At 71.1% G+C, this 25,535-nt stretch carries 22 protein-coding genes and 1 pseudogene; 20 read left to right on the top strand and 3 right to left on the bottom strand.

Annotation, left to right across the window (positions count from 1 at the left end):
• The first annotated feature begins 71 nt into the window (after window positions 1-71).
• The 13 genes from ACWGJB_RS16245 to ACWGJB_RS16305 all read left to right on the top strand — a co-directional run bounded on the left by ACWGJB_RS16245 (window position 72) and on the right by ACWGJB_RS16305 (window position 13,354).
• On the top strand, window positions 72-2,093 hold the full coding sequence (locus ACWGJB_RS16245; protein ID WP_453380810.1) for a beta-galactosidase: 2,022 nt from the start codon (window positions 72-74) through the stop codon (window positions 2,091-2,093).
• Window positions 2,094-2,241: 148 nt separating this feature from the next.
• Window positions 2,242-3,801, top strand: a complete 1,560-nt coding sequence (locus ACWGJB_RS16250; protein WP_453381007.1) for a glycosyl hydrolase 53 family protein — start codon at window positions 2,242-2,244, stop codon at window positions 3,799-3,801.
• A 212-nt stretch (window positions 3,802-4,013) separates the two neighbouring features.
• Entirely contained in the window at window positions 4,014-4,301 is a 288-nt protein-coding gene (locus ACWGJB_RS16255) for an ArsR/SmtB family transcription factor (protein WP_453380811.1), read from the top strand.
• A gap of 29 nt (window positions 4,302-4,330) precedes the next feature.
• Window positions 4,331-5,284 carry an SMP-30/gluconolactonase/LRE family protein gene (locus ACWGJB_RS16260; RefSeq protein ID WP_453380812.1) on the top strand — a complete coding sequence of 318 codons (954 nt, stop codon included), beginning with the start codon at window positions 4,331-4,333 and terminating at the stop codon, window positions 5,282-5,284.
• A gap of 69 nt (window positions 5,285-5,353) precedes the next feature.
• Entirely contained in the window at window positions 5,354-5,815 is a 462-nt protein-coding gene (gene crcB / locus ACWGJB_RS16265; RefSeq protein ID WP_453380813.1) for a fluoride efflux transporter CrcB, read from the top strand.
• Window positions 5,812-6,192, top strand: coding sequence for a DUF190 domain-containing protein (locus ACWGJB_RS16270; RefSeq protein WP_453380814.1), 381 nt, complete (start codon window positions 5,812-5,814; stop codon window positions 6,190-6,192). Before crcB (ACWGJB_RS16265) ends, ACWGJB_RS16270 begins: the two co-directional genes overlap by 4 nt.
• Window positions 6,189-6,563 (top strand): fluoride efflux transporter CrcB, encoded by a 375-nt coding sequence (gene crcB / locus ACWGJB_RS16275; RefSeq protein WP_453380815.1) that lies wholly within the window; start codon window positions 6,189-6,191, stop codon window positions 6,561-6,563. Before ACWGJB_RS16270 ends, crcB (ACWGJB_RS16275) begins: the two co-directional genes overlap by 4 nt.
• Before the next feature lie 72 nt (window positions 6,564-6,635).
• Complete coding sequence (locus ACWGJB_RS16280; protein ID WP_453380816.1) at window positions 6,636-7,472, top strand: undecaprenyl-diphosphate phosphatase; 837 nt, start codon at window positions 6,636-6,638, stop codon at window positions 7,470-7,472.
• A gap of 171 nt (window positions 7,473-7,643) precedes the next feature.
• Window positions 7,644-8,321, top strand: a complete 678-nt coding sequence (locus ACWGJB_RS16285; protein ID WP_453381008.1) for a FadR/GntR family transcriptional regulator — start codon at window positions 7,644-7,646, stop codon at window positions 8,319-8,321.
• Window positions 8,318-9,757: an amino acid permease gene (locus ACWGJB_RS16290; protein ID WP_453380817.1), complete on the top strand. Its 1,440-nt coding sequence runs from the start codon at window positions 8,318-8,320 to the stop codon at window positions 9,755-9,757. The genes ACWGJB_RS16285 and ACWGJB_RS16290 overlap by 4 nt, the downstream gene beginning before the upstream one ends.
• A 43-nt stretch (window positions 9,758-9,800) precedes the next feature.
• Window positions 9,801-10,817: an asparaginase gene (locus ACWGJB_RS16295; protein WP_453380818.1), complete on the top strand. Its 1,017-nt coding sequence runs from the start codon at window positions 9,801-9,803 to the stop codon at window positions 10,815-10,817.
• A 158-nt stretch (window positions 10,818-10,975) separates the two neighbouring features.
• Window positions 10,976-12,379 (top strand): aspartate ammonia-lyase, encoded by a 1,404-nt coding sequence (aspA, locus tag ACWGJB_RS16300; RefSeq protein ID WP_453380819.1) that lies wholly within the window; start codon window positions 10,976-10,978, stop codon window positions 12,377-12,379.
• Between the two features lie 36 nt (window positions 12,380-12,415).
• Window positions 12,416-13,354: a glutaminase gene (locus ACWGJB_RS16305; protein ID WP_453380820.1), complete on the top strand. Its 939-nt coding sequence runs from the start codon at window positions 12,416-12,418 to the stop codon at window positions 13,352-13,354.
• A 154-nt stretch (window positions 13,355-13,508) separates the two neighbouring features.
• Here ACWGJB_RS16305 and ACWGJB_RS16310 read toward each other — a convergent pair whose 3' ends face one another.
• Entirely contained in the window at window positions 13,509-14,192 is a 684-nt protein-coding gene (locus tag ACWGJB_RS16310) for a TetR/AcrR family transcriptional regulator (protein ID WP_453380821.1), read from the bottom strand.
• A gap of 128 nt (window positions 14,193-14,320) precedes the next feature.
• Between ACWGJB_RS16310 and ACWGJB_RS16315 the strand changes: the two genes are divergently transcribed.
• The 3 genes from ACWGJB_RS16315 to ACWGJB_RS16325 all read left to right on the top strand — a co-directional run bounded on the left by ACWGJB_RS16315 (window position 14,321) and on the right by ACWGJB_RS16325 (window position 18,649).
• Window positions 14,321-15,805, top strand: coding sequence for a DHA2 family efflux MFS transporter permease subunit (locus tag ACWGJB_RS16315; RefSeq protein ID WP_453380822.1), 1,485 nt, complete (start codon window positions 14,321-14,323; stop codon window positions 15,803-15,805).
• Window positions 15,806-15,905: 100 nt separating this feature from the next.
• Window positions 15,906-17,300: a polyprenol phosphomannose-dependent alpha 1,6 mannosyltransferase MptB gene (mptB, locus tag ACWGJB_RS16320; protein WP_453380823.1), complete on the top strand. Its 1,395-nt coding sequence runs from the start codon at window positions 15,906-15,908 to the stop codon at window positions 17,298-17,300.
• Complete coding sequence (locus tag ACWGJB_RS16325) at window positions 17,297-18,649, top strand: glycosyltransferase 87 family protein (RefSeq protein WP_453380824.1); 1,353 nt, start codon at window positions 17,297-17,299, stop codon at window positions 18,647-18,649. Before mptB ends, ACWGJB_RS16325 begins: the two co-directional genes overlap by 4 nt.
• Window positions 18,650-18,738: 89 nt before the next feature.
• Here the strand turns inward: ACWGJB_RS16325 and ACWGJB_RS16330 are convergent.
• Window positions 18,739-19,584, bottom strand: a pseudogene (locus ACWGJB_RS16330) (D-alanyl-D-alanine carboxypeptidase family protein); the annotation flags it as partial.
• 121 nt (window positions 19,585-19,705) lie between these two features.
• Window positions 19,706-20,854, bottom strand: a complete 1,149-nt coding sequence (rho, locus tag ACWGJB_RS16335; protein ID WP_453380825.1) for a transcription termination factor Rho — start codon at window positions 20,852-20,854, stop codon at window positions 19,706-19,708.
• Between the two features lie 493 nt (window positions 20,855-21,347).
• On the opposite strand from rho, the gene ACWGJB_RS16340 reads away from it, so the two are divergent.
• The 4 genes from ACWGJB_RS16340 (at window position 21,348) to ACWGJB_RS16355 (ending at window position 25,456) form a co-directional block, all read left to right on the top strand.
• Window positions 21,348-22,601, top strand: coding sequence for a cytochrome P450 family protein (locus ACWGJB_RS16340; protein ID WP_453380826.1), 1,254 nt, complete (start codon window positions 21,348-21,350; stop codon window positions 22,599-22,601).
• Between the two features lie 124 nt (window positions 22,602-22,725).
• A complete protein-coding gene (locus ACWGJB_RS16345; RefSeq protein ID WP_453380827.1) occupies window positions 22,726-23,496 on the top strand; it encodes an SDR family NAD(P)-dependent oxidoreductase in 771 nt (256 codons plus the stop codon).
• A gap of 6 nt (window positions 23,497-23,502) precedes the next feature.
• A complete protein-coding gene (locus tag ACWGJB_RS16350; RefSeq protein ID WP_453380828.1) occupies window positions 23,503-23,925 on the top strand; it encodes a VOC family protein in 423 nt (140 codons plus the stop codon).
• Window positions 23,926-23,938: 13 nt separating this feature from the next.
• Window positions 23,939-25,456, top strand: coding sequence for an MFS transporter (locus ACWGJB_RS16355; protein WP_453380829.1), 1,518 nt, complete (start codon window positions 23,939-23,941; stop codon window positions 25,454-25,456).
• Window positions 25,457-25,535 lie beyond the last annotated feature (79 nt).

Below are 25,535 nucleotides of genomic sequence, written 5' to 3' on the forward strand. Positions count from 1 at the left end.
GTTATGTTGGGCTCACGCCACGATCGATGTGTGTGCACGTTCCCAAATGATCGATTAAACGGGAGAGACCCATGCCGGACACCACCCCCAGGGGCCTCACCAGGCTCGCCTTCGGCGGGGACTACAACCCCGAGCAGTGGCCGGAAAGTGTCTGGCACGAGGACGTCCGGCTGATGCGCGAGGCCGGGGTCACGATGGTGAGCGTCGGGATCTTCTCCTGGGCCCTGCTGGAGCCGGCGCCGGGGGAGTACGACTTCGGCTGGCTCGACCGGATCATCGCCCTGCTGCACGAGAACGGCATCCGCGTCGACCTGGGTACGCCCACCGTGGCGCCGCCCGCCTGGTTCTACCGGGCCCACCCCGAGGCCCTGCCGGTGACCGCGGAGGGCGTGCGGTACGAGTTCGGATCACGCGGCGCCATCTGCCACTCCAACGCCGACTACCGCGCGGCCGCCGCGGACATCACCACCCGCCTCGCCGAGCGCTACGGCGACCACCCCGCGCTCGCCCTGTGGCACGTCCACAACGAGTACGGCGTCCCCGTCTCGGCCTGCTACTGCGACTCCTGCGCTGCCCACTTCCGCCGCTGGCTCGCCGCCACCCACGGCACGGTCGACGCCGTCAACGAGGCCTGGGGCACGGCCTTCTGGGGCCAGCACTACACCGACCTGGCGCAGATCAACCCGCCGCGCGCCACCCCGACCGTCGGCAACCCGGGCCAGGCCCTCGACTACAAGCGGTTCGTCGACGCCACCATCCGGGAGAACTTCCGCGCGGAGCGGGACATTCTGCACCGCCTCTCGCCCGGCGTCCCGGTGACCACCAACTTCATGACCGCGCTCAGCCAGTGCGACTCCATGGACTACTGGGCCTGGGGCCGCGAGGTCGACCTGGTCACCAACGACCACTACCTCATCACCGACGGCCGCCGTACCCACGTCAACCTCGCGATGGCCGCCGACCTCACCCGCTCCGTGGCCGGCGGTGCGCCCTGGCTGCTGCTGGAGCACTCCACCTCGGGTGTCAACTGGCAGCCGCGCAATCCGGCCAAGGCGCCCGGGCAGATGGCGCGCAACTCCCTGGCCCATGTGGCCCGCGGCTCCGACGGCGCGATGTTCTTCCAGTGGCGGCAGTCCCGGCGCGGCGCCGAGAAGTTCCACTCGGCGATGCTCCCGCACGGTGGCACCGGGACCCGGGTGTGGCGCGAAGTCGTCGAACTCGGCTCCTCCCTCGACTCGTTGACCCAGATCAAGGGCACCCGCACCCAGGCGGACGTTGCCGTCCTGTGGGACTGGCAGTCCTGGTGGGCGCAGAACCTCCAGTGGCGCCCCAGCGAGGACCACGACCCGCGCGAACGCGCCGACGCCTTCTACGAGGCCCTCTACGACCGCCACCTCACGGTCGACTTCGCTCACCCGGAAAGCGACTTGTCGGCCTATCCCCTTGTCGTCGTACCGGCCCTCTACCTGATGACGGAGGCGGCCGGGAACAACCTCAAGGAGTACGTCGAGAACGGCGGCACCCTGGTCGTCTCCTACTTCTCCGGCATCGTCGACGAGCACGACGCCGTGCACGAGGGCGCCTACCCGGGTCCGCTGCGCGACGTCCTCGGCCTCACCGTCGAGGAGCTCTCGCCGCTCCTCCAGGACCAGCGGGTACGGCTGACCGGGCCGGAGGGCTCCGAGCCGACCGGCGACGTGTGGACCGAGTTCGTCGCCCCGCGCGGCGCCGAGACCGTCTGGACCTACGCCGACGGCCTCACCGCCGGCCACCCGGCGGTCACCCGGCACCGGTTGGGGGAGGGCGCCGCCTGGTACGTGTCGACCCGCCTGGACGCGCACGGCCTGGACGCGCTGCTCGGCCGCGCCGCCGAGGACGCCCGGATCGCGCCCCGCGCCGACCTGCCCCGCGATGTCGAGGTGGTCCGCCGCACCGGTGACCACGGCACGTTCCTCTTCGCGATCAACCACACCGCCACCGACGCCAAGGTGCCTCTGGACACACACGGCACCGAACTGCTGACGGGCGAACGCGCCGCCGGCCGCCTCGCGGTCCCCGCGGGCGCCGTCCGGGTCGTACGGCTCGACGGCTGAACCCCGGCAGCGGACCGGTTCGCCGCACCCGGTCCGCCGAGACTCCCCTCCGCCCGCGAGTGCCACGAGAGCCGTGGGCGGAGGGGCCTCCTCCGGTCCCGCCGGAGGACACCCCTCCCCAGTCACGTCGAAGGGACGACGGACGATGATGTTCCATCCCAGACGCACCATCAGAGCCCTGCTGCTGCCGCTGCTGGCCGGGCTCGCCCTCACCGCCCTTCCCGCGCAGACCGCCCAGGCCGCGAGCACCCTCACCAACGCCGGCTTCGAGTCGGACGGTGCCGGTGTGGCCGCACCCACCGGCTGGTCGGAGTACGGCGACACGGGTGCTTCGTACACCGAGTCCGGTGGCCACGGCGGCAGTTACCGCCTGAGCCACTACTCGGCCGCCGCCTACAAGGTGGAGACGTACCAGTACCTCTCCGGCCTGACCAACGGCACCTACACGCTCACCGCCTGGGTGCGCTCCAGCGGCGGGCAGAACTCCGCCTACATATCCCTGAAGAACTGCGGCAGTTCGGAGCAGCGGACCGACCTGCCGGTCTCCACCAGCAGCTGGGTGCGGATCGTCACCTCGATCACGGTCACCGGCAACCAGTGCACGATCAGCATCAACTCCGATGCCAACGCGGGCAACTGGATCAACGTCGACGACCTGACCTTCGCCTCCGGCTCGACGGGCCTGGCCATCAAGGGCGCCGACATCTCGTCGCTCGCCAAGAGCGAGGCCAAGGGCGGCGTGTACAAGACCAGCTCCGGCACCACCGGGGACGCGGTCACCATCCTCAGGAGCGCCGGCATGAACTACGCGCGCCTGAAGGTCTGGGTCAACCCGGCCGACGGCTACAACGACAAGGCGCACGTCCTGGCCATGGCCAAGCGCGTCAAGGCGGCCGGCATGAAGCTGCTGGTCGACTTCCACTACTCGGACAGCTGGGCCGACCCGGGCAAGCAGACCAAACCCGCCGCCTGGTCCGGCCACTCCTACAGCCAGCTCAAGACCGACGTCTACAACCACACGTACGACGTCCTCAACGCGCTGAAGGCGCAGGGCACCACCGCCGACATGGTCCAGATCGGCAACGAGATCAACGGCGGCATGCTCTGGTCCGAGGGCTCCACCGACAACTGGTCCCAGCTCGCCGGCCTCATCAACTCCGGCTACAGCGCGGCCAAGGCGGTCTCCTCCGGCACGCTGGTCGCCCTGCACCTGGCCAACGCGGGCGACGACGCCACGGTCCGCTGGTGGTTCGACAACGCCAAGACCTACGGCATCAACTACGACGTGATCGGGCTGTCGTACTACGGCTACTGGCACGGCTCGCTGGCCGCCGCCCAGACCACCCTCGACGACGTGGCCTCCCGCTACGCCAAGCCGGTCTACATCGCCGAGACCGCCTACCCGTTCACCCTCGCCCAGGACGACCCGCTGGAGAACCAGATCGACACCAGCGGCGAACTGGTCACCGGCTACCCGGCCACCGCGGCCGGCCAGCTGGCCTGGATGAACGCCGTCGCGAACATCGTCGAGGCCGTCCCCAACGGCCGTGGCCTCGGCGTCTTCTACTGGGAGGCGACCTGGACCGCCGTCACCGGAAACGGCTGGGACCCGACCGACGCCACCTCCGGCAACGGCTGGGAGAACCAGGCCCTGTTCGGCTACGACGACAAGGCGCTCTCCTCCATGGCGTGGTTCAGCCACCGCTGAACCACCACTGACGAGGGGCCCGGCCACAAGGGGACGGCCGGGCCCCTCCGCCCTGTCCTGGGCAGGCCGCGAGGGCAAGGCCCCCGTCGGTCGATCTCGTACGGCCGTGCGGTCTCGGACAAGGCTCGCCGATCCCTGACGTGGGGGCTTCGGCCGCGGGACAGTGGGAAAACGAACTACGAGGAGGCAAGGGACGGACGGAGGCCGGTCGGATGCTGAGGAACTCCCAGAGCGTGAGCCGCCTGGACATTCTGGACTGGCTCAAGGATCCGGCGGCCCACTTCCCACCCCGGCGGCACGCGGACCTCACCGAGGACGGCGTCACCGTCCGGGCCGTCGCCGCCAAACTCGGCGTCTCCCGCAAGGTCGCCGGCACCCATCTGGGCATGCTGACCCGGCTCGGGCTGCTGCGCACCCGGCGCATCCGGCACCGCACCTACTACCGGCGGGACGAGGTCCGGATCGCCGAGGTGGCCCGGATGTTCGAGAAGGGCTGGTGAGACCGGTCACGCCTGTCAGTATGGGGTTCATGGACCGACCCGCGCGCCTCGTCCCGCTCCACTACGTCGCCATCGGCGGCCGCGGTCCGGAGGACGTGGTCACGGATCCGGACGGCGGGGTCCTGACCGGCGTCGCGGACGGCCGCATCCTGCGCCTGGACGGGCTCGGCGACCCGGACACCGCCCGGGTCCGGGAGCTGGCCCGGACCGGCGGCCGCCCGCTGGGCCTCGAACTCCTCCCGGACGGCGACCTGCTGGTGTGCGACGCGGAGCGCGGGTTGCTGCGTGTCGGCCTCGCCGACGGTGCCGTCCGCGTCCTCGCCGACTCGGTCGAGGGGGAACCGCTGCGGTTCGCGAGCAATGTGGTCGCCCTGCCGGACGGTACCGTGTACTTCACCGCGTCCAGCCGCCGCTTCCCGCTGGACCGGTGGATCGGCGACATCGTCGAGCACAGCGGCACCGGCCGCCTGCTGCGCCTCGCGCCCGGCGCCCGCAGCGCCGAAGTGGCCTGCGACGGACTCCAGTTCGCCAACGGGCTGGCCGTGAGCGGCGACGGCACCTTCCTGATCGTCGCCGAGACCGGCGCGTACCGTCTCACCCGATACTGGCTCACCGGCCCGCGGGCCGGTCGCGCCGAGTTCTTCGCCGAGCTGCCCGGCATGCCCGACAACATGTGGCGCGACGGCGAGCTGACCTGGGTCGCCCTGGCCGGCCCGCGCAACCCGCCGCTCGACCTCTTCCACCGCACCCCGCCCGCCGTCCGCCGGGCCGCCGCGCGCGCCGCCGTACACGCCCCCTACCGCCCGGCCGGCACCATCGCCGTGGCGGCCCTCGACGACCACGGCAGGGTCGTCCACCACCTTGCCCGGCAGCACTCCGGCTTCCGGATGGCCACCAGCGTCTGCGTGACCGGCCGCCACCTGGTCCTCGGCAGCGTCTGGGAGCCCGGTGTCGCGGTCTGCGCGGCCCCCACCGCGAAGTGACCGCCGGGTAGACCCGGCGGTACCCTGGTGCACTCGTCGGGGCGGTGCCGAACAGGAGACCTACGACCCATGACAGCCCCGGAAGCCGAGAGCCTCCGTGTCCAGCCGAGCCCCCAGCGGCGGTCCGAGTGGCGTGCCCAGGCACCGGTCGTCGCGGTGGTCGCCGCCGGCGGCGCGATCGGGGCGGTGGCCCGCTACGCACTCGCCCTGGCGCTCCCCACGGCGGCGGGCGGATTCCCCTGGGCGACCTTCTGGACGAACGTCGTCGGCTGCACGGTGATCGGCGCTTTCCTGGTCCTGATCACCGAAGGGCTGCCCGCGCACCGCCTCGTCCGCCCCTTCTTCGGCACCGGCGTCCTCGGCGGCTTCACCACCTTCTCCACCTACGCCGTCGACATCCAGAAGCTGGTCGACCACGGTCGGCCCGCCACGGGCCTGGCCTACCTCGCCGCGACCCTGTGCGCCGCCCTCGCCACGGTGTGGTGCGCGGCCACCGCGACCCGCCGTGTCCTCACCCGGAGGCAGCGATGACGAGACTGACCGGCCGCGCCCTGCGCCTGACGGTCTACATCGGCGAGGACGACACCTGGCACCACAAGCCCCTGTACACGGAGATCGTGCACCACGCGCACGCGGCCGGCCTCGCGGGCGCCGGCGTCTTCCGGGGCATCGAGGGCTTCGGCGCCTCCTCCCGCATCCACTCCGCCCGGCTGCTGTCCCTGAGCGAGGACCTGCCGGTGGCGGTCGTCGTCGTGGACACGGAGGAACGGAGCCAGGCGTTCCTGCCCCAGCTCGACGAACTGGTGACCGAGGGGTTCGTCACTCTGGACGACTGCGAGGTCATCCGGTACGTCGGCCGCGACACGGAATCCGGCAAAACGGACGCGAAGGGTAAGAAGTCGTTGTGAACTGGCTGTTGGTCGCCGCCGGCGCCGTCGTAGGTGCTCCGCTGCGCTACCTCACCGACCGCGCCGTCCAGGCCAGGCACGACTCCGACTTACCCTGGGGCACCTTCGTGGTGAACGTCGCCGGCTGCCTGATCCTCGGGCTGCTGACCGGCGCGGCCTCGACGGGTGCGGCGAGCCCCCACCTCCAGCTGCTGCTGGGCACCGGGCTGTGCGGGGCGCTCACGACCTACTCGACGTTCTCCTACGAGACCCTGCGGCTGACCGAGACCGGCGGCGGGCTCTACGCTGCGAGCAACGTCGTCGCGAGTGTGGCGGCGGGGCTCGGGGCGGCCTTCGCCGGAGTGGCGATCGCCCAGGCGGTGTGGGCCTAGGACTTGCCTCACACCCGTGCGTTGTAAGACTGTCTACAGCACTGTCGACCAAACTCTGCAGAACTGGATCCCATGAGCGCCATCTCCGTCGGTCAGGCCGCCATCCTCGGGGTTGTCGAGGGGGTGACCGAGTTCCTCCCGGTGTCCTCCACCGGCCACCTCAAGATCACCGAGGGGCTCATGAACATCCCCGTCGACGACCAGTCCGTCGTCGGGTTCTCAGCCGTCATCCAGGTCGGCGCCATCGCCGCCGTGCTGGTGTACTTCTTCAAGGACATCCGGCGGATCGTCTCCGCCTGGGGCCGGGGGCTGGTCAACAAGGAGGAGCGCTACCACCACGACTACAAGTTCGCCTGGTGGGTGATCGCCGCGACCGTCCCGATCGTCCTGGTGGGCCTCGCCGCCAAGCCGCTGATCGACGGGCCGCTCGCCTCGCTCTGGGTGGTCGCGGGCTCGCTGATCGCCGGCTCCGCGGTGATGTGGGCGGCGGACCAGATGGGCCGCCACAAGCGCGGTGAGGACGACACCTCCTTCAAGGACGCGATGCTGGTCGGCAGCTCGCAGATCCTCGCCCTGCTCTTCCCCGGCTTCTCCCGCTCCGGCGCCACCATGTCGACCGCGCTCATCCTCGACCTGGACCGGGTCGCCGCCACCCGCCTCTCCTTCTTCCTCGGCATCCCGGCCCTGACCGGCGCCGGCCTCTACGAGCTCAAGGACGCCCTGGGCGCGGGCGTCGGCGCTGCCCCGCTGGTCGTCGGCACGGTCGTCTCCTTCGTGGTCGCCTACGCCTCCATCGCCTGGCTGCTGAAGTTCGTCGCCAAGCACTCCTTCAACGCGTTCGTGATCTACCGGATCGCCATCGGCCTGGCCCTCTTCGGGCTGCTCGCCACGAACACGATCAGCGCCTGACCCGTTCATCGCGCCGCCGCGGGGTGTGACGCCTGTCCATTCAGGTGTCGCACCCCGTGAATGTTTTCTTTCCGGACGCCTTGACAGTCGCGGCCCGCAACCCGGAACATCTCACCCGTGAACCTGTCAGACAGCCGGACAGCCGGACAGCCCCCGCGGCGCGTGAGCGCCATGGAGGCGGTACTGGCGCATCTGCGCGGTGCCATCGAGCGCGGCGAGTACGCCATAGGCGACAAGCTCCCCTCCGAGGCGGAGCTGTGCCGTTCCCTGGAGGTCAGCAGGCCCGTCCTGCGCGAGGCCCTGCGGGCCCTGCAGACGATGGGCCTGACCGTCTCCAAGACCGGCAAGGGCACCTTCGTCGTCGCCAGCGCCGTGGAGGACCCCACCTTCGGCGACTACGCCGCCAGCGACCTGCTCGAAGTGCGCCGGCACATCGAGATCCCGGTCGCCGGGTACGCGGCGCTGCGCCGCACCCCGGAGAACCTGGACCACCTGGCCCATCTGCTCGACCGCATGGAGCGGGAGACGGACACCACCGCGTGGGTCGCGATGGACACCCTCTTCCACCTCGCCGTGGCCGAGGCCGCCCAGAACCCGGTCTTCCGCCGGGTCATCGAGGAGATCCGGGACGCACTGGCGCGTCAGTCGGCCTTCCTCAACGAGCTGGGCGGCCGCCGCGAGCAGTCCAACCGGGAGCACCGGGCCATCGTCGAAGCGCTGATCGACGGTTCCGAACCCGACGCCGTGGACGCCATGAGCCACCACCTGGACCGCGTCGAGACGACCCTCACCCACATCGTGCGGCCCGCGCGCACGGACGAGCACACGGAAGGCGGAACCGAGGCGTGAGCGAACAGCACCTCAAAGACGAGACGCGCCCCTCGTCCCGTCACGTCGACGCCGGAGACCACGGCTACAGCAAGTCGCTGAAGCACCGGCACGTCAACATGATCGCCATCGGCGGCGCCATAGGCACCGGCCTCTTCCTCGGCGCCGGCGGCCGCCTCGCCGACGCCGGCCCCTCCCTCTTCGTCGCGTACGCGGTCTGCGGGATCTTCGCCTTCCTCGTCGTACGCGCCCTCGGCGAACTCGTCCTGTACCGCCCGTCCTCCGGCGCCTTCGTCTCGTACGCCCGGGAGTTCCTCGGCGAGAAGGGCGCGTACACCGCGGGCTGGATGTACTTCCTGAACTGGGCGACCACCGGCATCGCCGACATCACCGCGGTGGCCACCTACACGCACTACTGGGGGATGTTCTCCGACATCCCGCAATGGTTGATCGCATTGATCGCCCTTGCCGTCGTGTTGACCGTCAATCTGATCTCCGTCAAGATCTTCGGCGAGCTGGAGTTCTGGTTCGCGATCGTCAAGGTCAGCGCGCTGGTGATCTTCATGTGCATCGGCATCTTCCTGCTGGTCACCCAGCACCCCGTGGACGGCGCCACCCCCGGCCCCTCCCTCATCACCGACAACGGCGGCGTCTTCCCCAACGGCCTGCTGCCCATGCTGCTGATCATCCAGGGCGTCGTCTTCGCCTATGCCTCGGTCGAGCTGGTCGGCGTCGCGGCCGGCGAGACGGAGAGCCCCGAGAAGATCATGCCCAAGGCGATCAACTCGATCATGTGGCGGGTCGGCCTGTTCTACGTCGGCTCGGTCGTCCTGCTGTCGATGCTGCTGCCCTGGAACAAGTACACGGCGGGGGAGAGCCCCTTCGTCACCGTCCTCTCCCACGTCGGGATCCCGGCGGCCGGCGGTGTGATGAACCTCGTCGTCCTCACCGCGGCGATGTCCTCCCTCAACTCCGGCCTCTACTCGACCGGCCGCATCCTGCGCTCCATGGCCGTGAACGGCTCCGCCCCCGGGTTCACCGCGAAGATGAGCCGCAGCCAGGTGCCGTACGGCGGAATCCTGCTGACCAGCGGTATCTGTGTGCTCGGCGTGGGCCTCAACTTCGTCGTCCCCGCCGACGCGTTCGAGATCGTCCTCAACTTCGCGGCGATCGGCATCCTCGCCACCTGGGGCATGATCATGCTGTGTCACCTGCTCTTCTGGCAGAAGACCCAGAAGGGCGAACTCACCCGCCCCGGCTACCGACTGCCGGGCTCCCCCTGGACCGAGATCGTGACGCTGGCGTTCCTCGCCGCCGTCCTGGTCCTCATGTACGCCGACGGCGGCGCCGGACGCACCACCGTGCTGTGCCTGCCGCTGATCGTCGCAGCGCTGGTCGCCGGCTGGTACGCCATCCGCCGCCGACTCGCGCGCCCGTCCGCCGGAACCGACGCGTGAACCGCGTACCGGTCCGTCCCGACTCACCCGAGACCAGGCAGTGATGTACAGCAGTTCCCCCGCGGCCGCACCCGTCGTCCGTGAACCCCTGCACGCCCCCGTCGCCCACCTCATACGCGGCGGGGTAGTCGAGGGCATCCACTACGGCTCCGCCGTCGTCCTGGACGCCGACGGCGAGGTCCAGTTCCAGCTCGGCGACATCGAGGCCGCGTTCTACCCGCGCTCGGCCGTCAAGCCCGTCCAGGCCGTGGCCATGCTGCGGGCCGGGCTGCCGCTCGACGGCGAGCTGCTCTCGCTGGCCGCCGCCAGCCACTCCGGCGAGGAGCGCCACCTCGCCGGCACCCGGCGGATCCTCGACCTCGCCGGCCTCACCGAGGACGACCTGCGCAACGTCCCCGACCTTCCGTACGACCCGGCGGTCCGGGACACCTGGATCCGCGAGGGCCGGCAGCCGTCCCGGCTCGCCCAGAACTGCTCCGGCAAGCACGCGGCCATGCTGTGGACCGCGAAGCTGAACGACTGGTCGCTCGACGACTACCTGGCGCCGGAGCACCCGCTCCAGCAGGCAATCGCCGAGATCGTCGAGGACCTGACCGGGCAGCGCATCGCGCGGACCACCGTGGACGGGTGCGGTGCGCCGCTGTTCTCCATCTCCCTGCACGGGCTGGCCCGGGCGGTGTCGCGGATCGTGACCGCCGCGCCGGGGACGCCGGAGGCGCGGGTCGCCGACGCGATGCGGGAGCACGCGGAGATGGCGTCCGGTGCGGGGCGCGACGTGGCCGCGCTGATGGCGGCCGTGCCGGGGCTGCTGGCCAAGGACGGCTTCGAGGGCGTCCAGGTCGCGGCGCTGCCGGACGGGCGGGCCGTGGCCGTGAAGATCGCCGACGGGGCGAACCGGGCGCGGATTCCGGTGGCGGCCGCGGCGTTGGCGAGGGCCGGGGTGGATCCGGAGCTGCTGACCGGGTTCGCCGGGGAGGCGCTGCTCGGCGGCGGGCAGGAGGTCGGGCGTGTGCGGCCCGTTCGCTCGCTGGAGCCGGTCGACGTTCCCGTGTGCGCCTAGTGATTCGAGTGGCCATTCCGGCGGGCGGCCTCGGGTCGTTCCTGGCTGGTCGCGCCCGCGCGGCGGAGCCGTAAATGTCACAGCCCCGCGCCCTTTACGGGGCGCTCCAGTTCCGGCCTTGAATATGTCACTCCCTCCGAAAGAGGATCTCCACCCTCATGACCTTCCGTAGCGAGCACGATCTGCTCGGTGACCGTGATGTGCCCGTCGACGCCTACTGGGGTGTGCACACCCTGCGGGCCACGGAGAACTTTCCGATCACCGGGACGCCGATCTCCGCGTACCCGCATCTGATCGATGCCCTGGCCGCCGTCAAGGAGGCCGCTGCTCTCGCCAATGAGGAGCTGGGGCTGCTGGCGCCCGCGAAGGCCGCCGCCATCGTCGCCGCCTGCCGGGAGATCCGGAACGGCAAGCTGCACGACCAGTTCGTCGTGGATGTCATCCAGGGCGGTGCCGGGACCTCGACGAACATGAACGCCAACGAGGTCGTCGCCAACCGGGCGCTGGAGTTGATGGGGCACCGGAAGGGGCAGTACGAGTACCTGCACCCCAATGAGGACGTCAACCTCGGTCAGTCCACCAATGACGTCTACCCGACCGCCGTCAAGATCGCGACGGTCTTCGCGGTGCGTGGACTGCTCAAGGCGATGGCTGTACTCCAGGACGCCTTCGGCCGCAAGGCCGTCGAGTTCCGTGACGTGCTCAAGATGGGCCGTACACAGTTGCAGGATGCGGTTCCCATGACGCTCGGCCAGGAATTCTCCACCTTTGCCGTCATGATCGACGAGGATCGCTCCCGTCTTGACGAGGCCGTCGAGTTGATCCATGAGATCAACCTGGGTGCCACCGCCATCGGTACCGGCCTCAACGCGCCCGCCGGATACGCCGAGTCGGCCCGCCGGCACCTCGCCGAGATCACCGGACTGCCCCTGGTCACCGCCGCCAACCTGGTGGAGGCCACCCAGGACTGCGGTGCGTTCGTCCAGATGTCCGGCGTGCTGAAGCGGATCGCGGTCAAGCTCTCCAAGAGCTGCAACGACCTGAGGCTGCTGTCGTCCGGCCCGCGCGCCGGGCTCGGCGAGATCAACCTGCCGCCGGTGCAGGCCGGTTCGTCGATCATGCCGGGCAAGGTCAACCCGGTGATCCCCGAGGTCGTCAACCAGGTGGCCTTCGAGGTCATCGGCAACGACGTCGCCATCACCATGGCGGCCGAGGCCGGGCAGCTCCAGCTGAACGCGTTCGAGCCGATCATTCTGCACTCCCTGTCGGAGAGCATCACGCATCTGCGGAACGCCTGCCTGACGCTGGCCGAGCGCTGCGTCGACGGCATCACCGCCAACACCGAGGTGCTGCGGGCCACGGTCGAGAACTCCATCGGCCTGGTCACCGCCCTCAACCCGTACATCGGGTACACGGCGGCCACCGACATCGCCAAGGAGGCCCTCGTCAGCGGCCGGGGCGTGGCCGAACTCGTCCTGGAGAAGGGCCTGTTGCCCGCCGAGCGGCTCGCCGACCTGCTGCGTCCCGAGGTCGTCGCCGGCAGCGGGGCGCCCCTCGCCTGACCTGCGAGTACGCACCAGGACCGGCCCGGAGGCACAATGGTGATCATGACAATGACGTCGTCACCGGCGTTTCTGCCGGTCCTGGAGCGGATCGCGGAGGAGGTCGAGCGGACGCCCGGTCGCGGGCGGCCCGCCGACTACATCCCGGCGCTCGCCGCCTGCGACCCCCGCCGCTTCGGCATGGCCGTGGCCGAGCTGGACGGCACGGTCTACGGTGTCGGCGACTGGCGGCAGCCGTTCTCCACGCAGTCCATCACCAAGGTCTTCACCCTCGCCCTCGACCTGGCCCGCGAGGGCGACGAACTCTGGGAGCACGTCGGCCGGGAGCCTTCCGGAAACCCCTTCAACTCCCTGGTCCAGCTGGAGTACGAGCAGGGCATCCCGCGCAACCCGTTCATCAACGCGGGTGCTCTCGTCGTCACCGACCGGCTCCAGACCCGTACCGGAGACGCGGCCGGCGAGCTGCTGGCCTTCCTGCGCGCCGAGAGCGGCAACGCTTCGCTGGAATTCGACATGGAGGTGGCCGCCTCCGAGTCCCAGCACGGCGACCGCAACGCCGCGCTGGCCCATTTCATGGCGTCCTACGGCAACATCGACAACGAGATCCCAGTCCTCCTCGACCAGTACTTCCGCCAGTGTTCCGTCGCCGCCTCCTGCGCCGACCTCGCCCTGGCGGCCACCTTCCTGGCCCGCCACGGCATCCGGGCCGACGGCACCCGCCTGCTGACCAGAAGCCAGGCGAAACAGGTCAACGCGGTGATGCTGACGTGCGGGACCTACGACGCGGCCGGCGACTTCGCCTACCGGGTGGGGCTGCCCGGCAAGAGCGGGGTGGGCGGCGGCATCGTCGCCGTGGTACCGGGGCGTTGTGCGCTCTGCGTGTGGAGCCCGGGGCTGGACGAGCGGGGCAATTCGGTGGCGGGAGTGGCGGCGCTGGACAGATTCACGACCCTCACCGGTCTGTCCGTGTTCTAGTTCCGGCGCTTCACCAGGACGTCGGTACTTCTGCCGGCCGCACCCGGACATTCCCGGCAGGACACCCCGTTCGCGGCGGTGGGCTGAGAACCCCGGCTGTTGCTGCGGGGAAGGGCGTGTCTGCGGAACGGCAGGTCGGCCGGTCCGGTGCGGGTCAGCCGCCCGGTACGGCGTCCGCGCGGCCGGACTGCATCCCGTCGGTGAGCAGCGTCAGGATGCGCTGGGCGCGTTCGCGGTCGGAGTACTGCGCGGCCCAGCCGATGGCGGCGGCGGCGGTGAAGAGGTCCTCGGCGTCCACGTCCGGCCGGACCTCTCCCGCGGCCTGGGCGCGTTCCAGCAGCCGGGAGGCCGATTCGTGCATCGCCGCGCAGGAGCCGTGCAGTTCGGAACGGACGTCGTGCAGGGCGGCCAGCACGGAACCGGGCAGCCCGTGAAAGGTGCCGGAGCCGGCGGCGAACCGCTGGAGCCACGCGGTGAGCGCCTCGCCCGGGGACGGCGCGGTGAGGGACTCGTCGGCCGCGTCGGCGAGCGCGTTGAGCCGGTCGCTGAGCACCGCCTGGACGAGGGCCTCGCGGGTGGGGAAGTGCCGGTAGAGAGTGGCGATTCCCACCCCGGCGCGGCGTGCGACATCCCGCAGGGACGCCTCCAGCCCCTCTTCGGCGAGGACGGTACGGGCCACCGCGAGGAGGTTGTCGCGGTTGCGGCGGGCATCGACGCGCATGCCGCTCTCGGCCGGGGTCCGTGGCGTGCGGCCGCCCGAGGCCGCGGCTCCCGCCGGGCCGCGGGACGAGCCCGCACCGTCGGCCGGACCCGAGGCCGCGCCTTGCTCGTCACTCATGGCACCTCCCTCGGTTGAGAATCGGAGCAGTGCTCCGTATAGTCATCAGGAGCACCGCTCCGTTTTATCGGAGCAGTGCTCCTCATCCTACATAAGCTCCAGGTCGACACTCATAGGGAGACCGGCCCATGGCAGCGGAGAGCACCACCAGCCCGCCGGACACCGGACGGGAGCCCTTCTCGCCCGAGCTCCGCAAAGTGATCGCGGTGACCACCCTCGGCGCGTTCATGACCTTCCTCGACTCCACGATCGTCAACGTCGCGCTCCAGACCCTGACGATCAAGATGGACGCCTCGCTGTCCACCATCCAGTGGCTGGTCACCGCCTATCTGCTGGCGATGGCCGCGGTCATCCCCATCAGCGGCTGGCTCGGCATGCGGCTCGGCGCCAAGCGAGTCTTCATCGGGGCGGTCACCCTGTTCACCCTGGCCTCCCTGGCCTGCGGACTCGCCACCTCGATCGACCAGCTGATCGTCTTCCGCACCATCCAGGGCATCGGCGGCACCGCCGTCCCGGTGAGCCAGGCGATCCTGGTCCGCGCCGCCGGCCCCCGGCTGATGGCCCGCGTGATGAGCGTCAGCGGTATCCCCGTCATCATGGCGCCGGTGATCGGCCCGACCGTCGGCGGACTGCTGCTCCAGCACGTCGGCTGGCGGTCGATCTTCCTGGTCAACATCCCGATCGGGATCATCACGGTGCTGCTCGCCCTGTGGCTGCTGCCCGCCGACGTGGCCGCGCAGCCGGGCCGGCTCGACGTGCCGGGTCCCGTGACCATCGTCGGATCCAGCGTCGCGCTCACCTACGGGCTCGCCGAGATCGGCAACTCCGGTGACGCCGGTTCGCCGAAGGTGGTGGTCTCGCTCGTCGCGGGCGTCGCGCTCCTCGTGGCCTTCGTCGTCATCTCCCTGCGCAGCGCCAAACCCCTGCTGGACATCAGGCTGTTCAAGGGCCGGCTCTACACCGCGGCCTCCCTCACCAACTTCTTCATGGGCGCGTTGAGTCTGGGTGCCGTCATCCTCATGCCGCTGTACTTCCAGGTCGTCCGCGGCGAGGACGCGGTCAACACCGGTCTGCTGCTGATCCCGCAGGGCGTGGGCGTCGCCATCGCCATGTGGCGGGTGGCCCGCTCCGTGGACAAGTTCGGCAGCGGCCCCGTCGCCCTCGTCGGCGGTCTCATCAGCATCGCCTCGACCGTTCCCTTCGCGGTGATCGGCGCGCACACCTCGTACTGGTGGATCGGAGCGGCCATGGTGGTGCGCGGATTCGGTATCGGCACCTGCGCGGTACCGGCGGTCACCGCTGCCTACCGAGCCGTGTCGATGATGAAGATCCCGGACGCCACGGTCCAGCTCAACATGGGCCAGCGGATCGGCGGTTCGCTCGGCGCGGCGATCCTCGCGGTCATCCTCCAGAAGCAGCTGCAGGACGCCCATTCGTCGGGCGACCAGGCGAGCGGCTTCGGTGTGGCCTTCGGCTGGGTGCTGGCCATCGGCGTGGCGGCGACCCTGCCGGCACTTCTCCTCGCCGTGACCGAGCGCCGCAACGCGGCCGCGGCCGCCGCGACACCCCCCGCGGCACCCGCAGGATCCCTCAACGAGGCCGGCAAGGCCTGACCACGATCCACCACCCACAGGTAACAACCAGGCCCCTCCCAAGAAAACACCCCGTCGCTTTCCGGCCACCCGCAATTGACACGCTGACCCAGTGTTGGCCATGGGTTTCCCCGTCGATCTACGCCGCTGCCAGGTGCTTGGCCTGGCCGGCACCGCCTTCCTTGCCCTGGGAGGTGAGACAGCCGGTGCCCTGCCCGTGGAGGATCTGCTAGCCCCCAGCTCCGTGCAGGCGGCGTTCGGCCTGGTCGGCGTCTACTTCGGCGTAGTGCTGCTGATCGCGGCGTGGCTGCTGCTCGGCCGCCTCGTGCGCAGCGCCGAACCGCCCACCCCGCGACAGCTGTTGCTGGTCCTCGCCGTCTGGGCGGCCCCGCTGCTGCTGGCGCCCCCGCTGTTCAGCCGGGACGTGTACAGCTACCTCGCGCAGGGCGCCATGGTCGACGCGCACATGGACGTCTACACGTCGGGCCCCGCCCAGCTCGGCGGCCCGCTGGCCGACGAGGTCGCCCCGGTGTGGCAGAACACCGCCGCCCCCTACGGTCCCGCGTTCATGGGCGTGGCCTCGCTGCTGTCCGGGCTGACCCGCGGTGAACTCCCGGCCGGGCTCTTCGGGATGCGGCTGGTCGCTCTGCTCGGCGTCGGCCTGATGGCGGCCGCGCTGCCCCGGCTCGCCCGGCACAGCGGCGCCGACCCGGCCGCCGCGCTCTGGCTCGGCGCCCTCAACCCGCTGGTGCTGCTGCACCTGGTCGCCGGCGCCCACAACGACGCGATCATGCTCGGTCTGCTGGGCCTCGGCCTGGTCGCGGCGCTCGGCCGATGGCCGTTCCTCGGCGCCGTGCTCGTCACGCTCGCGGCGCTGGTCAAGGCGCCCGCCGCGCTCGGGTTGCTCGCGGTCATCGTCGTACAGGCGCGCAAGGGTCGAAGTCCCGTGCGGGCCACCCTGACTACGGCGATCGCGTCGGGAGCGACGACGGTGGTGGCGACCGCCGTCGCCGGGACGGGGTACGGGTGGATAAGGGCACTCGACACGCCCGTCTCCCCGCACAACTGGGCGCTCAGCAGCCTGCTCGGACGGGCCACGGGCGCGCTCCTCGAACACCTCGGCAGCGATCTGGCGCCGCTCGCCGTCCCGGCCTGGCATCTGCTCGGGCTGGCGCTCACCGCGGTGACCGTGCTGCTGATATGGGTCCGGCTGCGGCTCCGCCCGGTCTACGCCCTCGGCCTGAGCCTGGCCGCGGTCGCCGCCTTCGGGCCGGCGATCCGCCCCTGGTACGCCATCTGGGGCCTGTTCCTGATAGCGGCCGCGGCGCCCAGCACCTCGGTACGGCACCGGGTGGCGGCCGTCACCGGCGTCCTCGCCCTCGCCGTGCTGCCCAGCGGTGGCCCCGCCGACATCGGTCAGCTGGTCCTCGCCGTCTCCGGCGGGGTGCTCGGCGTGGTCGTGCTGTGGCAGGCCCACCAGGCCGCGCAGGCCCCGGCCGTGGGACGTACGGCATGAGAGGCCCGAGAGGACCGCGGACCGACCGGGGAAGGCTGCTGCTCGTCCTGGTCCTCGTCGCCGCCGTGACCGTGTTCACGGCCACCGTGCCGCTGCTGCGCGACTGGTTCGACCTGCGCGTGTACTACGGCACCGTGCACACCTGGGTGCATCACGGCGGGCGGATCTACGACTACCGGGTGCCCGGGACGATGTACGGGTTCACGTATCCGCCGTTCGCCGCCGTCGGCATGCTGCCCATGGCGTTGGTGGGGCTGCACCTGGCCATCGTCGCCTCGCTGCTGCTGAACCTGGCCGCGCTGGCGTTCGTGCTGCGCATCCTGGCCGGACCGGGCTGGCGGCGCTGGGGCTGGTACCGCTGGGCCCTGGCCCTGTGCGCGCTGGCGCTGTTCGAGCCGTTGCGGGACACCTTCAGCTTCGGCCAGGTGAACCTGATACTGCTGGCCCTGGTGCTCGCGGACTGCTGTCTGCTGCGCAGCGGGCGGAGCCGCTGGGCCGGGATCGGTATCGGGCTCGCCGCGGCGGTCAAGCTCACTCCCGCGCTGTTCATCGGCATGCTGCTGATCGGCCGCAAGTGGCGTGCGGCCGGTGTCGCCACGGCCGTGGCGCTCGCCGCGACCGGGCTCGCGGCCTGGGCGGACCCGAAGGCGTCCCGCTTCTACTGGACGCAGGCGCTCTGGGACACCAGCAGGGTCGGCCGGCTCGACTACGTCTCGAACCAGTCGTTGCAGGGCGTACTGGCCCGGCTCGGCCATCCGGACAAGCCGCTGTGGGCGATCGTGGCCCTGCTCACGTTGGCCGTGTGGGCGTGGCGGACCCGCAAGGCCGTGACGGCCGGCGACTGGACGGCCGCCTTCGCGCTCACCGGTCTCACGGCCTGCCTGGTCAGCCCGATCACCTGGGTGCACCACCTGGTGTGGGTGCTGCCCTCGTTCGCGCTGCTGGCGCGCGCCGGGCACCCGCGGATCGCGGGCGCCCTCTACGCGGTGATGTGCACCAGCGTGGTGTGGCTGTGGTTCGACGACGCGTCCGGCATCGACGGGTTCATCGGCAGCAACATCTACACCTGGATCACGCTGGGCCTGCTGCTGGGCCTGCCGGTCGGTCAGTCCCGTCCGGAGCGTTCGCCCCTGAGCCGCATCGCCAGGGTGACGGCGCCCGCACCGAGTACCGCGAAGCCCGCCACGATGGCGGTCCCCGACCAGCCCGAGTCGTCCTCGGGCGCCGTGGCCGCCGCCACCGGTACGGTGCTCGGGCCCGGCCGGGGCCGCGGCCTGGCCCGCAGACCGTCCAGCGAGCCCACCGGGTCGACGCGTCCGGCCGCCGCGAAACCCCAGTCGAGCAGCTGACGGGCCTCGTCGTACACGCCGCCGTCCTGGGGGTTCATCACCGTCACGAGGAGGGTGCGCCCGCCGCGCCGGGCAGCGGCGACGAGGGTGTTGCCGGCGTTGCTGGTGTAGCCGTTCTTGATCCCGATCAGGCCGGGGTACCGTCCCACACCGTCCTCGCCGGTCAGCAGCCGGTTGGTGTTCTCGATACCGAACGACCAGCCGGCACCGTCCGGGAAACGGGCCTCGGCGGTGGAGCAGTACCGCGCGAAGTCGGGGTTGCGCAGCCCCTCCCGGCCGAACACCGCCAGGTCGAACGCGGAGGAGACCTGCCCCGGTGCGTCGTAGCCGTCGGGGGACTCGACATGGGTGTCGAGGGCGCCCAGGGAGCGGGCGTTGGCCTGCATCCGGGTGACGGTGCGGTCCCAGCCCCCGTCGAGCGCGGCCAGGACGTGCACGGCGTCGTTGCCGGAGCTGAGGAAGACCCCGCGCCACAGGTCGGACACCCGGTAGGTGTGGCCCTCCTCGACGCCGACCAGGCTGCTGCCCTCGGCGACGTCCGCCAGCTCCTCGGACGTCACCCGGTGCTGGAGGTCCGCGGGCAGGACGGGCAGCACGGTGAGCGCGAACAGGGTCTTCAGGGTGCTGGCCGGCGGCAGCTTGCGGTGCGCGTGGTTGGCCGCCAGCACCTGGCCGGTGCCCGCGTCGGCGACCAGCCAGGACAGCGCTGAGACGCCCGGGAGCTCCGGGGTCCCGGGGTGCGGCCGCACCTGTGTGCCGGACTGGTAGAGCAGCGACGGCCCGGGAACCACCGCCCTCGGGGGCGGGGCCGGGTCCAGCGCCCGGGTGCCGGCGGCGGCCGTGCCGGGTGCCAGCGCCAGCAGGCCCGCCAGGCAGAGGGCGCAGGTCGACACCGCCGCTCGCCGAGGGAATCGGTCAGGGAATCCGATCGTCATATGATCAACGTAGGAATGGTGGCGGTGTCCGGCGCGCTGCCTGGGCCGGTCGGACGACGTGCACAACCCGGATGCCGCACGCCCGGCCCCGGTCCCGGCCCGCCGGGAGGGGCGTCCGGTGTCAGCCCGCCGGCAGGGTCGGCTGCACGCGCCGCAGGAAGGTCGCGTTGTCCGGGGTCTCCCGCAGCCGCTCCAGGAGCGTCTCCAGGCCGCCCTGGGTGCCCTCGCGGCTCTGCAGGGCCCGGCGCAGTCCGCGTACAGCGGTCAACTCCGCGGGAGCGAGCAGGAGTTCCTCGCGGCGGGTGCCGGAGGGGGAGATGTCCAGGGCGGGAAAGACCCGCCGGGAGGCCAGCTCGCGGTCCAGGCGCAGCTCCATGTTTCCGGTGCTCTTCAGCTCCTCGAAGAAGTAGCCGTCGGCCCGGGAGCCGGTGTCCACCAGGACGGTGGCCAGGATGGTGAGCGAGCCGCCCTCCTCGGCCTTGCGGGCGGCGCCGAAGAACCGCTTGGGGCCGAGCAGCGCGCCGGCGTCGACGCCGCCGCTGAGGGTACGGCCGTTGGAGGCGGCCGCGTTGTTGTGGGCCCGGCACAGCCGGGTCAGGGAGTCCAGGAGGATGACGACGTCCTGGCCGTCCTCGACGAGCCGCTTGGCGCGCTCGACGACGAGTTCGGCGAGGGCGATGTGCTCCTTGGCGGGCCGGTCGAAGGTGGAGGCGTACACCTCGCCGCGCACCGAGCGCCGCATGTCGGTGACTTCCTCGGGGCGCTCGTCGAGCAGCAGCACCATCAGATGGCACTCCGGGTGGTTGCCGGCGACGGCGGCCGCGAACTGCTGGAGCAGCACGGTCTTGCCGGTCTTGGGCGGGGCCACGATCAGCCCGCGCTGCCCTTTGCCGACCGGCGCGAACAGGTCCGCGACCCGTCCGGCGAGCCCGGCGGCGGGATGTTCGAGCCGGATCCGCTCATGCGGGTGCAGCGGGGTCAGATCCCGGAAGTGACGGCGGCCGCGCAGTTCGTCGGGCGTACGGCCGTTGACGAGCGTGATCTCGGTCAGCATGCGCCGGTCGCCGCGGACGCCCTCGACGAGGTCGCCCTTGCGCAGGCCGTGACGGCGGATCAGCGCCGGGGAGACCTGGAGGTCGGCGGGGGAGGGCAGGCAGTCCGGGGCCCGCAGCTGGCCCTTTCCGCCCGGGTCGATGTCGAGGACACCGGTGACGGGCCGGCCGGCGGCCCGGTCCTGCCGCTGTACAGGGGGTTCGAGTGTGGTGGTCATGAGAGGTGGTCCTTTCGCGGACGGAAGACATGAATGAAGGGGGGAGTGGGCCGCGAGCGGGAGGGCGTGTGCGCAGGCCTCCGTGCGGCGGGGAACGACACCTCGGGAACGGCAGAAAGACCCAGGTCACGAGGTGGTGCTGAGAAGCCGGTGAGCCGGTCGGAAACGACGGGCGATGCGGCTGGAGGAGTGGAACCGGCACTCGGCGCCCTACAGTGGGGCGGCCACACGTGCTGATCGCACTATACCCAGGGTTCCGCGATCGTCAACATGGCACCGGTCACCGGTATTCCCGCTCCCGGTGCCGGACGGGACACCGGTTCCAGCCACTCCGGGCTCGGCGTTACACCGGTTCCTCCTCCCTGGGCTCGGCGTGACACCGGTTCCTGCCACCCCGGGCCGGACGTGACTGGCCGGGAAGCGCCCCTTCCCAACGGCCCGCGGGCGCCTACGATCGGCCGTGTCCGCGTCGTACGGCTGTCAGGAGCCCCTGGTGGAGACCCCGTCCGTGCCGCACCGTCCGGACCCCGCCGGCGGCTGCCCGCACGCCGACAACGCCAGGCTGCTGGCGCGCGGTGCCGTGGCCCCGGTCGTGCTGCCCGGTGGTATCGAGGGCATGGCCGTGCTCGGGCACGAGGCGCTCAGGGAGTTCCTCCAGCATCCCGAAGTCGCCAAGGACGCGCAGCACTTCACGCAGCTGCGGGAAGGCCGCATCCCCGCGGGCTGGCCGCTGCTGACCTTCGCCACCGTGCGGGGCATGACCACCGCCGACGGCGCCGACCACCGCAGGCTGCGCGGGCTGGTCAGCCGGGCCTTCACCCCGCGCCGGGTCGAGGAACTCCGGCCCAGGATCGATGAGTTGACCGGCACCCTGCTCGGCGACCTGGAGCGGGCCGCGGCCGACGGTGACGGTGTCGCCGATCTGCGCCGGCACTTCGCGCTGCCGCTGCCCATGAGCGTGATCGGTGAACTCCTGGGCGTGGAAGCCGAGTTCCGTGACCGGCTGCACCACCTGTCCAACCAGGTCGTGGCCACCGACATCGGACCGGCCGAGGCCGTCGCCGCCAACCGGGAGCTGGTCGCCGTCCTCGCCGCCGTCGCCGCCGCCCGCGCCGAGCGTCCCGGCGACGATCTGACCAGCGCCCTGATCGCCGCCCGGGACGAGGACGGCGACCGGCTCGGGCAGGAGGAGCTGATCGGCACCCTGGTCCTGATGATCATCGCCGGGCACGAGACCACCCTCAACCTGATCACCAACGCCGTGCGCGCCCTGTGCGGCCATCGCGACCAGCTCGAACTCGTCCGCAAGGGCGACGCGAGCTGGGCGGACGTGGTGGAGGAGACACTGCGCTGGGACGCGCCGGTCAGCTATTTCCCGTTCCGCTACCCGGTGCGGGACCTGACCGTCGACGGCACGCTGATCCCCGCGGGCACCCCGGTCCTGGCCGGCTACTCCGCCGCCGGACGCGACCCGGCCGCGCACGGCCCGGACGCCGACCGGTTCGACGTCACCCGGCCCGCCCGCCCCGACGCCGTCCGCCACCTCTCCCTCGGCCACGGCGCCCACTACTGCCTGGGCGCCCCGCTGGCCCGGCTGGAGACCACGGTCGCCCTGGAGCGGCTCTTCGACCGCTTCCCGGCCCTGGACCTCGCCGTCCCCGAGGACGCCCTCGCCCGGCAAGCCGGCTTCGTAGGCAACAGCGTGCGCGCCCTCCCGGTACGGCTGCGCCCTCGGACCGGCGGCTGAGGCGCATACCAGCCATACGAACCCCCGATGGCCCTTCCGTGACGCATTTCTTGTTCTGGCCATAAGCCCTACCTACGCTGCCACCACCGCACTTCGGCGGCATGGGACAAGGGACTTGGCAATCATGGGTCGACTGGCCGGGAAAATCGCTTTCATCAGTGGAACGGGGGCTGGAATCGGCCGGGCCGCGGCACAGGTATTCGCTGCGGAGGGCGCCACCGTATTCGGCTGTGACATCGACGAGAAGAGTGCCGCCGAAACCGTGGAACTCGTCGAGAAGTCCGGCGGCGTCATGAGTTCACTGGCCCCGGTCGACCTTTCCACCGAGACCGGGGCGCGGGAGTGGGTCGAGGCCGGGATCGCGGAGTTCGGCGCGCTCGACATCCTCTACAACAACGCCTCCGCCCTGCGCAACGGTCCCTTCGAGACGATGCCCGTCGAAGACTGGTACTTCACCATCAGGAACGAGCTGGACATCCCCTACTTCTGCACCCGGGCCGCCTGGCCGCACCTGGTCGCGCGCGGCGGCGGGGCCGTCCTGAACGTCGCCTCGGTGGCCGCCGTGCGCGGCGCGCCGTTCATGCCGATGGTCCCGCACGGCGCCGCCAAGGGCGGGGTCCTCGCGATGAGCAAGCACCTGTGCGCGGCCGGCGCCCCGCACCGCATCCGCGTCAACACCATCGCCCCCGGCATGACCCGCACAGCGGCCACCGCGCCCTTCCTCGACGACCCGAACGGTCCGAAGGCCCAGCTGGAGGCACGGATCCCGGTCGGCCGGGTCGGCCGGCCCGAGGACATCGCCCGCGCGGCGGCCTTCCTCTGCTCGGACGAGGCGGCTTTCGTCAACGGCGCCAACCTGATGGTCGACGGCGGCGACAGCGCGATGGCGGGCTGAGCGCGGATGCACACACGACTCGACCACGTGGGCGTCAACGTACGCGACCTGCCCGCCCAACTCTCCTGGTACCGAACGGCCTTCGGGCTGAGGACCGTCTTCGAGTTCCGTCTCGACGGCCCCGGCCTCACCGGTGTCGTCCTGGAACACCCGCACGGCTGGCGGATCGAACTGCTCGCCAGGACCGGATCCGCACCCGGCCTCCGGGCCCCGGACCCGATGACCGCGGCCCTCACCGAGGGGTACGGGCACTTCGCGGTCACCACCCCCGCACTCGACCCCGTGTACACCGCCCTGGTGGCAAACGGGGCGGGCGAGGTGCTGAAACCCGGCCCGTCCCCCGAACCGGGGATACGGATGGCCTGGGTCAAGGACCCCGAGGGAAATCTCATCGAACTCATAGAACGCGGCACCACTGTTAACCCGTGAGATGGAGTACGGAATGACCAACGCTGTGAGAAAACTGGACGTGGGCACGCTCGTGGCCTGTTGTCTGGCAGTTGCCGCCGCGCAGCTGTGCATTACCGTCCCCTCGCCCATCAACGGGGAAATACAGGCCGCGTTCGGCGCCTCGGGATCGCAGGTCGCCTGGGTCACCTCGGCCTTCATTCTGCCCACCGCGATTCTGGAACTGAATTTCGGTGTGGTGGGCGACCTGTTCGGCCGTAAGAGGCTGCTGGTGCTCGGCGGATTCGTGCTGGCGCTCGGTGAACTCCTCAACGCCACATCCCAGAACATCACCATGCTCTGGATCGGTCAGGCCCTCGCCGGCATCGGCGCCGCCGCCCTGTTCCCGAGCTCCCTCGCCGTGATCGCGGCCGCGACGCCCGGCGAGAAGGACCGCGCCAAGGCGGTCTCGACCTGGGCGCTGAGTATCTCCCTCGCCTCCGCCGTGGGCCCGCTCTCCTCCGGCATCCTGGCCACGGTCGCCGACTTCCGCTGGGCGTTCGTGCCCCCGGTCGTCCTCGGTGTCGTGGTCGGCATCTCCTGCTGGGCGCTGGTCACCGACTCCAGGGCGCCCGAGGGCCGGGCCCTGGACTGGCCGGGCCAGATCAGCATCGCCGTCGGCCTCACCGCCCTGCTGTGGGGCATCATCGAGGGCGGCGACCGAGGCTGGAGCAGCCCCTCCATCGTCCTCGCGCTGGTCCTCGCCGCCGTGGCGCTGGTCGGCTTCGTGGTCGCGGAGAGCCGTACCGAGTCCCCGATGTTCAACCTGGAGCTGCTGAAGATCCCCTCGTTCGCGGCGGCCGCGGTGGTCGCGCTGACCGGCATGTTCGGCTTCATCGGCACCGCCTACTGCGTCTCCATCCGGCTCGGCGCGGTGATGCACCTGAGCGCGCTGCGCGCCGGTATGCCGTTCGTGATCCTCCAGCTGATCCCGCTGCTCCTGGCGCCTGTGCTCAGCAGGATGCTCACCCGGGTCGAGCCGCGCTGGCTGCTGATGGGCGGTCTGCTGCCGATGGCGGCCGGCCAGTTCTGGATCGCCGCGCTGCCGATCACCACCACCGACCTGGCGGCATTCATCGGTCCGGTGCTGCTGCTCGGCATCGGCTTCATCTGCGTGGTCTCCTCGCTGACGTCAGCCGCCGTGAACGCCGTGCCGATCGAGATGACCGGCATGGCGAGCGGTGCGACCAGCCTGGTCCGCGAGTTCGGTCAGGGCCTCGGCCCCGCCGTGATCAGCACGATCGCGATGAGTGCGGCCTCCTCCGCGCTGGTCGGCAAGCTGAGCGGCGCCGACGCGGGCATGGAGGCCGCGGCCGGTCCGCTCGCGGTGGTCAACGCGGGCAGCGACAGCGCCCGCGCCGCCGCGCAGGACGCCCTCGCGCACGGCATGGCGCTGGGCGTCGTGATCTGCGGCTGCGCCTCGCTGCTCGGCGCGCTGGTCACCCTGCTGCTGGTCCGCAAGAACACCGCGCGGGCGGCGGCCCCGGTGCCGGTGCAGCCCGCGTCCGCCTGACCGCGGACACCACGAGAAGGCCGGGGCTCACGCCCCGGCCTTCTGACGTGTATTCAACTTCCGTCTCACTGCGGGCTCG

This window comes from Streptomyces sp. NPDC054813, assembly GCF_053611365.1.